The sequence below is a fragment of the Rhodococcoides corynebacterioides NBRC 14404 genome (genome assembly GCF_001894765.1).
In the GTDB taxonomy this organism is placed as follows: Bacteria; Actinomycetota; Actinomycetes; order Mycobacteriales; family Mycobacteriaceae; genus Rhodococcoides; species Rhodococcoides corynebacterioides.
Genome location: NZ_BCWV01000002.1, coordinates 676,094 through 689,975, shown reverse-complemented (window position 1 = coordinate 689,975; position 13,882 = coordinate 676,094). Strand labels below are relative to the sequence as shown.

The following is a 13,882-nucleotide window of genomic DNA, read 5'->3' as shown; positions in this document are numbered from 1 at the left end:
GACGTTCTCCTTTAGCCTTTCCGAACTACGGGCGCGGACGTGCTGCGCCGCTCGATCCAGGTTCGACCCGACTTCGCCGCGCGGACGAGTGCGCCGCGCTCGCCGAAGTAGCCGGCCACCGCACCGACCACCGGCAGGTTACCGAGCCATCGGTAAACGGTACGGCTGCGGGGTCGCTTGTCCAACTCGTCCGTCACCGCGCGGAGGATCTTGGTGACCGACCACAGCGTGGAGAGCAGTGCGAACGGAGATCGGGACAGTCGGCGGGAGCCGCGCTGCTCCTCCTCGACGGCTTCCTGCGGAGCAGGGGCGTTCTCCGACGCGCCGACGGGCAACTCGCGGTTGCACAGGACGGACGCCAGCAGCCGCACCTGTTCGTCGCGATCGTCGATGCCGTACTCCCGCGCGACCGCCACCAGGACGATGGCCTGGTTGGCGAAGCCGAGCACGTCACCGAGCGGCAGTCGGCGGGCCAGTACACCGAAGATGCCGGGGAACGCCACGGCGACCGTGCTGATGCCGCCGACACGGCGGACCCACCAGTTCACGCGCTGGTCGATCGTCATGGATTCCCACGACTTGGTCCCCGGCGTGTCCGCCGCGTCGAAGACCTTGGCGACGGCGTTCAGGGCCGTGTCCACCGACCCGCTCGACTCGCCGGTGCCGACGTCGGCGAAGGTGCGCCGCTTGATGCCGAGCGGATCACGATCGGCGAGGAGCTCGAGCATCGGGTCGATGACCCGGACCGCCGCCCGCAGTACTCCGGCGACGCGCTGATCGCCCAACCGGTCGGGGCTCACGCCGCGGTCCGGTCCGCGTAGGCGGTGGTGCGCTGCACCGCGGGCCGTCCGATGCCCGCCGCGATCTCGTGCAGTTCCGCCACCGTCTTCTCCGATCCGTGCTGCGATCCCGCCATCCGGCTGATCGTCTCCTCCATCAACGTGCCCCCCAGATCGTTGGCGCCGCCGGTCAACATCACCCGTGTACCCGCCACGCCCAATTTGACCCAGCTCGTCTGGATGTTGTCGATGCGGCCGTGCAGCATGATCCGTGCCAGCGCGTGGACCGCCCGATTGTCGCGTTGCGTCGGACCCGGGCGGGACGCGCCGGCGAGGTACAGCGGCGAGGACTGATGCACGAACGGCAGCGGGACGAACTCGGTGAAACCACCCGTTCGGTCCTGAATGCCCTTGAGCACGTTGAGGTGTCCGACCCAGTGCGACGGGTTGTCCACGTGTCCGTACATCATCGTCGAACTCGACTTGAGGCCCACTCGGTGCGCGGTGGACACCACGTCGACCCACGTCCGCGCGGGCAGCTTGCCCTTGGTGAGCACCCACCGCACCTCGTCGTCGAGGATCTCCGCGGCGGTGCCCGGGATCGTGTCCAGCCCGGCCTCCCGCAGCGCGATCAGCCAGTCCTCCACCGACTGTCCGCCCCGCGAGGCACCGTTGACGATCTCCATCGGGGAGAAGGCGTGCACGTGCATCGACGGCACGCGGGCCTTCACCGCACGCACCAGATCGGCGTATCCGGTGACCGGCAGTTCGGGGTCGATCCCGCCCTGCATGCAGACCTCGGTCGCGCCGAGAACGTGTGCCTCCCAGGCCCGGTCGGCCACCTCGCTCGCCGAGAGCGAGAACGCGTCCTCGTCCCCCTTGCGCTGCGCGAACGCGCAGAACCGGCATCCGGTGTAGCAGATGTTGGTGAAGTTGATGTTCCGGTTGATCACGTACGTGACGTCGTCGCCCACGGTGTCCCGGCGCAGCGCGTCGGCGAACGCGGCCACCGCGTCGAGAGCCGGGCCGTCGGCCGTCGCCAACGCGAGGTACTGCTCGTCGGACAGGCCCGCCGGATCGCGCTCGGCCGCCTGCAGTGCCGCCGCGACGTCGCGATCGAGTCGCTCGGGAGCGGTGGCGTCGAGGTCGGCCAACGCGGCGACCTGCTCGCGAACCGAGTCCCAGTCACCGAACGCCGACCCGATGTCACTGCGCGTCTCGGTGTTCCGGCCGTCGGTGTCGATGGCGGTGTGCAGGTCGGTCCGGCCCGTGGACTCCCAGACCTCGTCCGGTTCCTGCCACGGCAGACCGGTCGGGCGGACGTCGGCCGCGAGGCCGGTGGCGGGATCGGACACCGCGCGCACGTGGGCGGCGATCCGAGGATCGATCCACGGCGACCCGGCGCGGACGTACTTCGGTTGCGCCGCAGTGCGTTCGGTCAACGTGTATCCCGCTGCCGCGCTGATCTCGGCGAGGGTGTCGAGGTTCGGCCAGGGCCGTTCGGGGTTGACGTGGTCCGGAGTCAGCGGCGACACCCCGCCCCAGTCGTCCACGCCCGCGGCGAGAAGCGACGCGCATTCGTCCGGCGAGACCAGGTTCGGCGGTGCCTGGATGCGCATCGCCGGTCCGAGGAGGATCCGGGCGACGGCGATCGTGGCGCGGAACTCCTCGAGACCCGCGTCCGGTGCCGACCGCATCGCGGTGTCGTGCTTGGCCAGGAAGTTCTGCACGATGACCTCCTGCACGTGCCCGAACTGCTTGTGCGACGCGCGGATCGCCACGATCGACTCCGCGCGGTCCCGCACGGTCTCGCCGATCCCGACCAGGATGCCGGTGGTGAACGGCACGGTGAGGCGGCCCGCGTCGGTGAGCACCTGCAGCCGCACCGCGGGATCCTTGTCCGGACTGCCGTAGTGCGCCTGCCCCTTCTCCTCGAACAGCCGGCGCGACGTGGTCTCGAGCATCATGCCCATCGACGGCGCGACGGGCTTGAGCCGCGAGATCTCCTCCCAGCTCAGGACACCCGGATTCAGGTGCGGCAGCAGACCGGTTTCCTCCAGCACCCGGATCGACATGGCCCGCAGGTAGTCGACCGTGGATCCGTAGCCGCGGGACTCGAGCCACTCCGCGGCCTCGGGCCACCGATCCTCGGGGCGGTCCCCGAGCGTGAACAGGGCTTCCTTGCAGCCCAGTTCCGCTCCGCGGCGGGCGATGTCGAGCACCTCGTCCGGATCGAGGAACATGCCCCGCCCCTCGGCGCGCAGCTTCCCCGGCACGGTCACGAAGGTGCAGTAGTGGCAGGTGTCGCGGCACAGCCGCGTCAACGGGACGAACACCTTGCGCGAGTACGTCACCGTCCCCGGCCGCCCCTCGGCCAGCAGCCCGGCGTCGCGGACCCGCGCGGCCGAGGCACACAGATCGACGAGGTCGTCCCCGCGCGCGTGCAGCAGGGTGGTGGCCTCGTCGACACTGATCACCACGCCGTCGCGGGCGCGTCGCAACGCGCGGCGCATCGCCGACGGGGTCGGGGCGGGAACCTCGGCCGGAGATCCTGCGTCGGCGCGTCCGGTGGTGTCGGTGCGCGCGGGTGTGGTCGGATCGGGCAACATCGTCACCGTCCGATCATGCGCCCTCCTCGTAGGGCCCGGCCACAGCAGGGGTGAGCGACGTGTCCGACAGCACGCCTCGACGGCCGTTCACCGTGGCCGACCCCGCAGAGAAACTGGGCCCCCGCGCCGTCACGCTCTGGACCGTCGCGGCGGCACTGCTGTGGGTTCCGATCCTGATCGGTCTCGTCGTGTGGGCCGTGCTCCTGGCCACCGTCGCGGAACGCCCGCTGTGGACGCCGCTGCTGATCCTCGCCCCCATCGCGCTCGTGGTGGCCGCCGTCCACGTGCTCGTCGTACCCCGCTGGCGCTACGCGGTGCATCGCTGGGAGGTCAGCGACACCGCCGTGTACACCCGGACGGGATGGTTCGACCAGGAACGGCGCATCGCGCCCCTGAACCGGGTCCAGACCGTCGACACCGAGCGTGGGCCCCTGGAACGAGCGTTGGGTCTGGCCACGGTGACGGTGACCACGGCGTCGTCCGCCGGAGCGGTGCGGATCGCCGCGCTCGACCTCGAGACGGCGGACCGGGTGGTCGCCCGGGTCACCGAGGCGGCCGCGCGCTCGCGGGGGGACGCGACGTGAGCCTTCCCCCGCCCGAGAACTCGGCTGCCGCCGAGGAGCGCGAGGAGGCGATGCCTTGGTCGCGTCTCGACCGCCGCATGCTGCTGGTGCACCCGGTCACGGAGGTGGTGCGGCTGCTGCCCGTCCTCGTGGTGTCCCTGGTGGTGGGCAGCACCAGCGGCAACCACCTCTGGAGCGCGATCGTGCTCGCCGTCGTGGTGGCTGCCGCGATCGCCCGCTGGGTGACCACGAGCTACCGTCTCGGCCCGGTGCACGTGCAGCTGCGCACGGGTGTCCTCCAGAAGAAGGTGCTCTCGATTCCGCGGGGCCGGATTCGTAGCGTGGACGTGCAGGCCAAGCCTCTGCACCGGCTGCTCGGGTTGGCGGTGCTCACCGTCGGGACGGGTCAGCACGCCGGCAAGGGCGAGACGTTCGAGCTGAACGCCCTCGACGCACGCGTCGTACCCGCGCTGCGCGAGGAACTGCTGGCGACGGCCGTGGCCCCGCTGCCCGACTCGGTCGACGGCGGCGCGGTCCTCCCCGCTCCCCCGGTGCGCGAACTCGCCCGCGTCGACCCGGCCTGGGTGCGATACGCCCCGTTCACGCTGACCGGTCTCGCCGTCGTCGGGGCCGCGGCGGGTCTGCTCGGACAGTCCGGGGCCGCCGGCGCCGTCGCGTCGTCGGCTGTGGTCGACGACACCTACCGCCGCGTCGTGTCCCTCGGCGTCTCCGCGGCGGTGGCGATCGCCGTGGTCGCCGTCCTGGTGGTCTCCAGCGCGATCGCTGCCGTGCGCTACCTCCTCGTCTACGGCAATCTGCGCGTGACCGACGACGGCGAACGACTGCGAGTCGAGCACGGTGTGATCTCCACGCGTCACACCAGTTACGACCGCGCCCGGTTGCGGGGAGCGTCGATCCGCCGGCCACTGCTGCTCCGGCTGGCCGGCGGCGCGCGCCTCGACGCCGTCATGACCGGAGTCAGTGCCTCCGAGCACGAGTCCTCACTGATCCTGCCGCCGGCGCCGCGGTCGGCGGTGACGTCGACCGCGGCCACCCTGCTGCCCGAGGCGGCGGACGCGGCCACCCTGCCGCTGGTGGCGCACGGACCGATTGCCCGACGACGACGCCTGACCCGCGCCCTCCTGCCGGTGGCGGCGATCGCCGCGGCGACGGTCGGCTGGGCGGTGAGCGGGCGGCCGGTCCCCGGGTGGACGTGGATCGCGGTCGGATTCCTCGCCGTCGCCGCGATCGCCCTGGCGCTGGACCGGTACGCGGCCCTCGGTCACCGTGCCCACCCCGGACTGCTGGTGACCGAGCACGGCAGCCTCGACCGCCGCCGGGTGGTGCTCGACGCGCGCGGCGTCGTCGCCTGGACCGTGCGCCAGACCTTCTTCCAGCGACGGGCCGGCGTCGCGACGCTCGTCGCGGCCACCGCCGCCGGAACCGGCGCCTACCGGGTTCTCGACGTGCCCGTCGACCGGGCATGGGCCATCGCCGAGACCGCCGCGCCCGGCGCGACGGACGTCTGGGGAGGCGACCGATGACGGGCACCCTCGCCGAGCTCGACGCCCGCGTCTCCGAGTGCCGCGCATGCCCCCGGTTGGTGGAGTGGCGCGAACGTGTCGCTCGGGAGAAGCGGGCCGCGTTCCGCGACGAGACCTATTGGGGCCGGCCCGTTCCCGGCTTCGGACCGCCCGACGCTCGGCTGCTCGTCGTCGGGCTGGCCCCCGCCGCCCACGGCGCCAACCGCACCGGCCGCATGTTCACCGGCGATCGCAGCGGCGACGTGCTCTACGCCGCCATGCACGCCGTCGGGCTGGCGTCGCAACCCACCGCGACCGCCATCGACGACGGCCTCGAACTCGTCGGCACGCGCATCACGTCTCCGGTGCACTGCGCCCCACCCGAGAACAAGCCGACGCCGGCGGAACGGGACCGCTGCCGGTCCTGGCTCGAGAGCGAACTGCACCTGTTGGCCCCCACGGTGCGGGCCGTCGTGGTGCTGGGCGGCTTCGGATGGCAGGCCCTGATGCCCGTGCTGGCCGGTGCGGGGTGGACCGTGCCCCGCCCGCGGCCGCGCTTCGGCCACGGCGCGCAGGTGACGCTCGACCCGATCGCCCCCGACCTGCCCGAGCTCACCGTGTTCGGGTGCTACCACGTCAGCCAGCAGAACACCTTCACCGGACGGCTCACCCCGACGATGGTCGAGGACGTGCTCGCCCGGGCCGCCGACGCTGCCGGGGTGTCTCGCCGCACGTGATTCCGGGCAGGTGACTCAGCGCGCCCCGAGGGCGGTCAACCGCCGAAATCGCAACGCGAAGAGCTGCACCACGGGCGGCAGCAGACCACCGGCGAGGAGAACCAGCAGACGCCAGTCGGCGACCACGAGCACGTCGCCGCCGGGCCCGCCGAGCATCGCGAGGAGGAGGCCGAGGGCGAAGCCGCCCACCGGCAGTGCCGCGCGCCCACCGTCGTGCGACACGGAGTACGCCACCCGGACGAGCAGGACGTTGACGGCCCCGGCGATCAGGCCGCTCACCGGGAACGGCGTACCGCCGAGATACGCGGGCAGGAACAGCACCGCGCCCAGAGCGCAGAGGAACCCGTCGAGCGTGAGCGCGGCGAGGATGGCAGCCTTGATGCCGGTCACCACCGATTCCCCGGCGTGCCCGCTCACCGCGTCATCCCGTCGTCATCGGGACGACCGGCCGTCAGCGCGGCGGGTAGCCGATGGAGGTGAGGAAGTTGCTCACGGTGGTCGCGAATCCGGAGACCGCGTTGAGGTAGATCTCGCGCTGCAGATCGGCGGTGGGGCGCAGCGAATCGACGAACGCCACGACGGCGTTCTGCAGGTCGTAGTTGAAAATCACGCGATCTCCTGATGACGGTGGGGCGAGATGTCGGCGCCGACGCCGGACCCCGCTCCGTGACAGCGCTCACAGCATAACCCGGCACATTCCCCGTTTCGACGACGGGGCTCACGAGACTCCTGCGAACAGGTCCGTCTCGTGACCGGACGCGTCGATCTCGCCGAGGGTCCCGCGCACCAGCACGTACTGCTCGTCGGGCAGCACCGGCTGCGCGATGTCGTTCGACAGCGCGTACGCCGTCCCGGCGTCGGAGACGGTCACCTGTGTCGCGTGCGCGCGCAGGGCCGCCCGCTTGGCGTCCAGGACGTCCCGAACGTCGATGCTCGTGGTCACCTCGCCGTCCGGAACACTCGGCAGCTCACCGGGTTCGGGCATCCGCCACGTGTCCGGCACGGGCCCCAGAGCGGCCAGGCCGTCCGCCAGTTGCGTGGCGCCGGTGACCGTCCAGTACGCCTTGGCCACCGACCACGGCTCGCCCCGATCGAGCGACGACGGGTCGGCCGCGCGGTCCAGGGCCGCCCCGGCGAGGCGGTGCGCCTGCTGGTGGTCGGGATGGCCGTAGCCACCCTCGGGGTCGTAGAAGACCACCACCTGCGGCCGGATCTCCCGGATCACGCCGACCATGGCGGAGAGCGCCTCGTCGACGTCCGCTCGGACGAAGGCCCGAGGATGCAGCGCCGCCGGGGTTCCCGCCATGCCCGAGTCACGCCACCGCCCGGCACCGCCCAGGAAGCGCGGCGGCCGCGCGCCGAGTGCCGCGAGCGCGACGGTGAGCTCGTGGATGCGGTAGCCGCCCAGTTGATCCGCGCGATCCGCGGTCAGACCCGCCCAGCGGTCCCCGATGACCTCACCCTCCTCGCCGAGCGAGCAGGTGAGCACGGTGACGTCCACGCCGTCTCGGTGCGCCCGGGCGATCGTGCCGCCGGTGGTGATGGACTCGTCGTCGGGGTGGGCGTGGATCAGGAGCAGTCGGCGGGTCACGGAACCTCTCTCGCCCAGCGGTCGGCATCTCCGAAGATGCCCACCTCGATCGGACCGGACAGCGCGGCGCCGCTCACTCCGGGTCCCACGGCGACCACCGACGAGTCCTGGACGATCGGCAGCACGGTGTGCAGTGCCCACAGGCCCGGCTGCAGTGCCATCACCGCGGCGACCGGATCGGCCGCGGTCGCGGTCGCCTCGATCGCCGGGCCCAGTGCGGGATCGCAGACGCCGGACAGCGGGCCGACGACGGCGGTGTCGTCGGCATCCGGTCCGGTCACCTCCACGGGCGGCACGGCGGCGCAGCCGAACCGCGAGGCGAGCGCCGTGGCCGGGTCACCGCCGGCTCGTGACCATCCCACCACCGCGTCGACGGCGCCCGTCGTGAGCGCGGTGCCGTAGAGCTCCTCCGGATCGAGCGGCGTCACGCGGGCGTCGACGCCCGCGTCGCGCAGCTGATCCGCGGCGGTGTTGGCCACCGCGACGGCGATGGCGTCGTTCTGCGGCGCGCCCAGCGTGAGGGTCAGCGGCTGCGCGCCCGCGGCGAGCGGCGGCACGGTCGTGGGTGTCGTGCTCGCGCCCGACGTCGGCGCCAGGGCGGGCGGCAACGGAACCGGGGTGAACCCTGCCGCGGCGAGCCCGGCGACGGCCTCCTCGCGCGGCAGCGGCGTGGGACGGGTCGGCGCGTAGCCCGGTTGGGACGGGGAGACGATCTGTGCCCGCGCGGCCGCCGTCGCGGCACTCGCGCCCGATGCCACGGTCGAGAGCAGGTCGACGTCGAGCAGACCCATCACGGACTGCCGCACCGCCGGATCCGCCAACGCCGGCACCCGACCGTTGAGCGTCAGTTCGAGTGTGCGCGAACGGAATCGAGCGTCGGTCCGGACGTTGGGAATGGCGTCGAGCTGCGCCGTGAGCGACGGCCCACCCCGCACCTCGGCGAGCTGGGCGTCACCGGATCGCAGGGAATCCGCCACCTGGGCATCGGTACCGCCGCGACGCAGCAGGATCCGATCCGGCGTCGCGGGCGATCCCCAGAACCGGTCGTTGCGCTCGAGCAGGATCTCGTCGCGACCCCGATCGACGGTCTCGATCCGGAAGTGCCCACCCGAGACGGACACGTTGTCGCGCAGCCCCCGCTCGAACCCGCCGGGCAGATCCTTGAGCAGATGGGACGGCACCAGGTTGGTGAACAGTTCACGCCACGCGGGATACGGGCGCGACATCACCACCGACACCGTCTTGCCGCCGTCACCGGACTGGACGTCCTCGATCGCGGCGTAACCCGCCGGGTCGACCACCCCCGGCGCCTCGATCATCTGCTGCCACAGGTACCGGAAGTCCTCGGCGGCGATGGGGGCACCGTCCGACCACTGCGATTCGGTCCGGAGCCGGTAGGTGACGGTGAACGGCGCCTCCGAGGTGACGTCGGCGGAGACCAGGAGCGACGTGTCGGGCACCCACTCCGTGCGCGCCCCGTCGACGGAGCGCACCGGACGGAACGGACTCGGGAACACCAACGTCGACACGGCCGTCGTCGCCGGGGACTGATCGGCCATCAGGTGCGGATTGAATCCGGTTCCGACGTCGTCGATGGCCACGACCACCGGGTTGCCGGTGGCGGTCGGTGCGGCAGGGGGCGTGGTCGTCGCCGTCTCGGTGCTCTGGATGGCCGGCGGCGGGTCGGCGGTGCACGCGGTCAGGAGGGCGGCGGTGACCGCCAGCACCCGGACCGCGGGCATCGCCGCGCGCGCGCCGACCACGTCAGAGAGCAGCCTTGTCGCGCGACTTCGCCCGCGACCGCTCGCGCGCACGCTCGTTGGAGTCCAGATGCAGCTTGCGCACCCGCACCACCTCCGGGGTGACCTCGACGCACTCGTCGGCGGCACAGAACTCCATGGCCATCTCGAGGTCGAGCTTCTTCGGCTTGGCCAGCGTCTCCATGACGTCCGCCGAGGACTGACGCATGTTGGTCAGCTTCTTCTCGCGCGTGACGTTGATGTCGAGGTCCTCCTGGCGCGGGTTGATACCCACCACCATGCCCTCGTACGTGTCCGCACCCGGCTCGACGAAGAACGTGCCGCGGTCGGCCAGCTGGATCATCGCGAACGGCGTCACGGTGCCCTGTCGATCGGACACCAGCGATCCGGTGTGGCGCGCACGGATCTCCCCGGCCCACGGGGCGTACCCGTGGAAGACGGCGTTGGCGATGCCGGTGCCGCGGGTCTCGGTGAGGAAGTCGGTACGGAAGCCGATCAGGCCGCGCGAGGGGACGATGAACTCCATGCGGACCCACCCGGCTCCGTGGTTGGTCATCTGGACCATCTTTCCCTTGCGGGCGGCCAGCAGCTGAGTGATGCCGCCGAGGTGCTCCTCGGGGCAGTCGATGGTCAGCTCCTCGTAGGGCTCGTGCGTCTTGCCGTCGACCTGCCTGGTCACCACCTGCGGCTTGCCGACGGTGAGCTCGAAGCCCTCGCGTCGCATCTGCTCCACGAGGATCGCGAGCGCGAGCTCGCCACGACCCTGCACTTCCCACGCGTCGGGGCGACCGATGTCGAGGACGCGCAGCGAGACGTTGCCCACCAGCTCCTGGTCCAGGCGAGCCTTCACCATGCGGGCGGTCAGCTTGTGGCCCTGCACGCGGCCGACGAGGGGGCTGGTGTTGGTGCCGATGGTCACCGAGATCGCCGGCTCGTCCACCGTGATGCGGTGCAACGCCACGGGATTCTCCGGATCCGCCAGCGTGTCGCCGATCATGATCTCCGGGATGCCGGCCACGGCGACGATGTCACCGGCCACGGCCACCTCACCGGGACTGCGCTCGACGCCGACGGTCTTGAGCAACTCGGTGATCTTGACGGTCTTCACGCCGTCCTCGTTCATCCACGCGACGTTCTGACCCTTGCGCAGCTCGCCGTTGTGCACCCGCACCAGGGCGAGACGGCCGAGGAAGGCGGACGCGTCGAGGTTGGTCACGTGCGCCTGCAGCGGCGCGTCACTGCTGCCCTTGGGTGCCGGAACGTAGCTCAACAGCACCTCGAACAGCTCGTCGAGGTTCTCCGCATCCGGGGCGTGGCCGTTCTCGGGCTGCGTGGTGGACGCCTTGCCCTCACGACCCGACGCGTACAGCACCGGCAGGTCCAGAGCGAGCTCCGCGGCCTCCGACGCCTCGTCGTCGAGATCCGACGCCAGATCGAGCAGCAGATCGTGGCTCTCGGAGACGACCTCCTCGATCCGCGCGTCGGGACGGTCCGTCTTGTTGACCACGAGAATCACGGGCAGCGACGCGGCCAGCGCCTTGCGCAGCACGAACCGCGTCTGCGGCAGCGGGCCCTCCGACGCGTCGACGAGCAGCACCACACCGTCCACCATGGACAGGCCGCGCTCGACCTCACCGCCGAAATCGGCGTGACCCGGCGTGTCGATGACGTTGATGACCGTGACCGAACCATCGGCGTGGTGCCGATGCACCGCCGTGTTCTTGGCCAGGATCGTGATGCCCTTCTCCTTCTCCAGGTCACCCGAATCCATCACGCGGTCGACCAGTTCGGCACGCGCGGCGAACGCGCCCGACTGGCGGAGCATCGCGTCGACGAGCGTCGTCTTGCCGTGGTCGACGTGGGCGACGATCGCGACATTGCGGAACGACGTGGGGGTGGTGGGGCTGGTCACGCGTGAATCTCCATCGGGTTCGAGTACGGGGCGCGTACGGCGGGTGAAGAGCAGGCGACTACCTCTCCCGGAGCGCGCGCTGCGTCGCGAACGAGACGTGCGACTCGGAAAAGTTTACTCGCTCGGGGCGGGTGACTGCGCTCACGTGGTCTCCGGTCCCCTCCGACCCGATGCTCACGTGGTCTCCGGTCCCCTCCGACCCGATGCTCACGTGGTCTCCGGTCCCCTCCGACCCGATGCTCACGTGGCCTCCACCCCACCTCCTACCCCAGCATCGCCACCAGATCGGCCACCCACTCGCGGTCCGCGGGCACCCAGTCCACCTCGTGGAGCTCCGCCGCGCCGACCCACCGCACCGCGTCGTGGTCGAGCGCGGACGGCGTCCCCGCGACGCGACGGACGGCGTAGGCCCGCAGGACGTGTCCCGACGGCAGCGGCACGTCGACCCCGACGGGCTCGTCGACCGTCACGTCGATGCCGAGTTCCTCCCGCAGTTCGCGGACCAGGGCGTCCTGTGGGGTCTCCCCCGGCTCGATCTTGCCGCCGGGCAGTTCCCACCGGCCGGCGAGCTCCGGGGGCGTGGCGCGCTGGGCGAGCAGGACGCGACCGTTCTCGATGACCGCACCGGCGACGACGGTCGCGGCGGCGGGCGGCGGTGGCACCATCGCAGTATGGCCGAACTCCTCACCGACGACGACGTCCGTCGCGCTCTCGCCGATCTCCCCGACTGGTCGCGGGACGGCGACGCGATCACCCGCACCGTCACCTGCGCGTCCTTCCTCGACAGCATCGACCTCGTGCGTCGGGTTGCCGACGCGGCCGAGGCCGCCGATCACCACCCGGACATCGACATCCGGTGGACGACGGTCACGTTCCGACTCTCCACGCACTCCGACGGCGGGATCACCGACAAGGACGTCACGCTGGCGCGGACGATCGACTCGCTGGTGTCCTGACCGCGCGGCCGTGCGCGGCCACCACGAGGAAGAACGCGAGGGTGCCCACCGCGTACGCCGCGCCCGCCACCGCGAGGATCAGCGGACGCTCGATCACCCAGATGGACGGCTGCTGGAAGCTCAGCACCCAGGGCACGCCGACGAGGGTGACCACGAGCCAGTAGCCGACCAGCACGCGAACCCCGCGCGCACGGCGCAGCGGCCCGTGCACCAGCCAGATCAGCATCGGCACGATCCACACCCAGTGGTGGGACCACGAGATCGGGGACACGGCGAGTCCGACGAAGGCCACGATGACCAGGGTTCCGAGCCGATCGTCCGGTCCGAGTGCCCGCCACGCCGCCAGCGCGGCGAGAAGCAGGATCGCCACGGCGACAAGCCAGATCGGTCCCTGCCCGACGTCGTCTCCGACGAGCCGGGACAGGGCGCCGCGGAGCGACTGGTTCCACACCGACCCCACCGGCCCGATGCGGTCGGCGTCGCCGAGCAGCGTGGTGAAGTACTCGGTGGCGGCGGACCCCATGAGCAGGAAGCTGATCCCGACGGTGCCGACGAAGGTCACCGCCGAGAACGCCGCCGCTGCCCAGCGGCGCCGCGCGAGGAAGTACAGGCCCGTGATCGCCGGGGTCAGCTTCACGCCGGCGGCGAGCCCGACCAGCGCGCCGGACACCCACCACCGGGCGTTGCGCGCGGCGAGCATCGCCATCAGCACGAGGAAGACGTTCACCTGGCCGTAGTCCAGGGTGGTCCGCAGCGATTCCGTCCACAGGCCGACGGCGGTCCACAACAGCGCGGCCCGACGCCACTCCGCCGTGTCCGCCCGGTCACCGCCCACCATGCGGAGGGCGATACGGACGACGGCGTACAGCGCGAGGCCGGTCGCGATCATCCAGAGCGCGCCGACGAGCGGGAACGGCAGGAAGTGCAGCGGATAGAAGACGAGGGCCGCGAACGGGGGGTAGGTGAAGGGAAGTGGGAAGTCCGGGGTCTCCTCCGAGTAGGTGAAGTCGTAGAGCGACCCGTCGAACGCCGACGCCGATCCGTCCACGTAGACGTGCAGGTCCACCCAGTTGCTGCCGTTGGGGGTGGCCACCGTCCACAGCACGCGCAGCAGCACCGTCACCACCAGCAGCGCGGGGGCCGCGCGGAGGAGCGCGGGCAGCCGCGGGGCGGGGTTCGGAACACTCACGGCAGGGGGTTCTCTCGATCGAGAAGGAGGGACAGGACCGTGCGCGAGGGTAGTCGGTGCGGTGACCCGGCCCGGGGTCACGTCCGGCGCGCTGTCTCGTGTCACGTGTCTCAGCAGTCACGATCGCATCACTGTTCGCAGCAGTCACTTCAGCCGCTCTTGTAACAGACTAACGTCGGGTATCCACGCAACGACTTGGTCCGCGCGCCCGAGCACACGCTGTACAACCGTCGAACGGTGTCATTAGAGTGACCTCGCCTGCC

At 71.4% G+C, this 13,882-nt stretch carries 13 protein-coding genes; 4 read left to right on the top strand and 9 right to left on the bottom strand.

All coding sequences use genetic code 11. From position 1 onward, the window contains the following. Positions 1–11: 11 nt before the first annotated feature. Positions 12–800, bottom strand: coding sequence for a hypothetical protein (locus RC2_RS04650; RefSeq protein ID WP_371828716.1), 789 nt, complete (start codon positions 798–800; stop codon positions 12–14). Next, on the bottom strand, positions 797–3,388 hold the full coding sequence (locus RC2_RS04645) for a bifunctional FO biosynthesis protein CofGH (protein WP_072681159.1): 2,592 nt from the start codon (positions 3,386–3,388) through the stop codon (positions 797–799). Before RC2_RS04645 ends, RC2_RS04650 begins: the two co-directional genes overlap by 4 nt. Before the next feature lie 59 nt (positions 3,389–3,447). On the opposite strand from RC2_RS04645, the gene RC2_RS04640 reads away from it, so the two are divergent. The 3 genes from RC2_RS04640 to RC2_RS04630 are packed head-to-tail and all read left to right on the top strand — an operon-like array spanning position 3,448 to position 6,211. Next, positions 3,448–3,972, top strand: coding sequence for a PH domain-containing protein (locus tag RC2_RS04640; RefSeq protein WP_068149892.1), 525 nt, complete (start codon positions 3,448–3,450; stop codon positions 3,970–3,972). A gap of 50 nt (positions 3,973–4,022) precedes the next feature. Next, a complete protein-coding gene (locus tag RC2_RS04635; protein ID WP_082895590.1) occupies positions 4,023–5,495 on the top strand; it encodes a PH domain-containing protein in 1,473 nt (490 codons plus the stop codon). After that, positions 5,492–6,211 carry a uracil-DNA glycosylase gene (locus RC2_RS04630; protein WP_068149848.1) on the top strand — a complete coding sequence of 240 codons (720 nt, stop codon included), beginning with the start codon at positions 5,492–5,494 and terminating at the stop codon, positions 6,209–6,211. The genes RC2_RS04635 and RC2_RS04630 overlap by 4 nt, the downstream gene beginning before the upstream one ends. A gap of 15 nt (positions 6,212–6,226) precedes the next feature. Here RC2_RS04630 and RC2_RS04625 read toward each other — a convergent pair whose 3' ends face one another. From RC2_RS04625 to RC2_RS04600, 6 genes are all read right to left on the bottom strand, one after another. Further along, complete coding sequence (locus tag RC2_RS04625) at positions 6,227–6,628, bottom strand: hypothetical protein (RefSeq protein ID WP_068149851.1); 402 nt, start codon at positions 6,626–6,628, stop codon at positions 6,227–6,229. A gap of 34 nt (positions 6,629–6,662) precedes the next feature. Next, positions 6,663–6,821: a hypothetical protein gene (locus tag RC2_RS18870; protein WP_156509752.1), complete on the bottom strand. Its 159-nt coding sequence runs from the start codon at positions 6,819–6,821 to the stop codon at positions 6,663–6,665. A 108-nt stretch (positions 6,822–6,929) separates the two neighbouring features. Continuing rightward, positions 6,930–7,802, bottom strand: coding sequence for an N-acetyl-1-D-myo-inositol-2-amino-2-deoxy-alpha-D-glucopyranoside deacetylase (gene mshB / locus RC2_RS04620; protein ID WP_068149854.1), 873 nt, complete (start codon positions 7,800–7,802; stop codon positions 6,930–6,932). Next, positions 7,799–9,544, bottom strand: coding sequence for an ABC transporter family substrate-binding protein (locus RC2_RS04615; protein WP_068149895.1), 1,746 nt, complete (start codon positions 9,542–9,544; stop codon positions 7,799–7,801). The genes mshB and RC2_RS04615 overlap by 4 nt, the downstream gene beginning before the upstream one ends. Positions 9,545–9,566: 22 nt before the next feature. Beyond that, positions 9,567–11,474 (bottom strand): translational GTPase TypA, encoded by a 1,908-nt coding sequence (typA, locus tag RC2_RS04610; protein WP_068149855.1) that lies wholly within the window; start codon positions 11,472–11,474, stop codon positions 9,567–9,569. A gap of 263 nt (positions 11,475–11,737) precedes the next feature. Then, complete coding sequence (locus RC2_RS04600; RefSeq protein WP_245810957.1) at positions 11,738–12,136, bottom strand: (deoxy)nucleoside triphosphate pyrophosphohydrolase; 399 nt, start codon at positions 12,134–12,136, stop codon at positions 11,738–11,740. Between the two features lie 9 nt (positions 12,137–12,145). On the opposite strand from RC2_RS04600, the gene RC2_RS04595 reads away from it, so the two are divergent. After that, entirely contained in the window at positions 12,146–12,430 is a 285-nt protein-coding gene (locus RC2_RS04595; RefSeq protein WP_068149864.1) for a 4a-hydroxytetrahydrobiopterin dehydratase, read from the top strand. Here the strand turns inward: RC2_RS04595 and RC2_RS04590 are convergent. Continuing rightward, positions 12,393–13,619, bottom strand: coding sequence for a mannosyltransferase (locus RC2_RS04590; protein WP_068149867.1), 1,227 nt, complete (start codon positions 13,617–13,619; stop codon positions 12,393–12,395). The genes RC2_RS04595 and RC2_RS04590 overlap by 38 nt on opposite strands. Between the last annotated feature and the right edge of the window lie 263 nt (positions 13,620–13,882).

Coding starts and splice junctions, on each gene's coding strand:
- RC2_RS04645 (WP_072681159.1), bottom strand. CDS start 3,388: ATGTTGCCCGATCCGACCACACCCGCGCGCACCGACACCACCGGACGC.
- RC2_RS04635 (WP_082895590.1), top strand. CDS start 4,023: ATGCCTTGGTCGCGTCTCGACCGCCGCATGCTGCTGGTGCACCCGGTC.
- RC2_RS04630 (WP_068149848.1), top strand. CDS start 5,492: ATGACGGGCACCCTCGCCGAGCTCGACGCCCGCGTCTCCGAGTGCCGC.
- RC2_RS04615 (WP_068149895.1), bottom strand. CDS start 9,544: ATGCCCGCGGTCCGGGTGCTGGCGGTCACCGCCGCCCTCCTGACCGCG.
- RC2_RS04595 (WP_068149864.1), top strand. CDS start 12,146: ATGGCCGAACTCCTCACCGACGACGACGTCCGTCGCGCTCTCGCCGAT.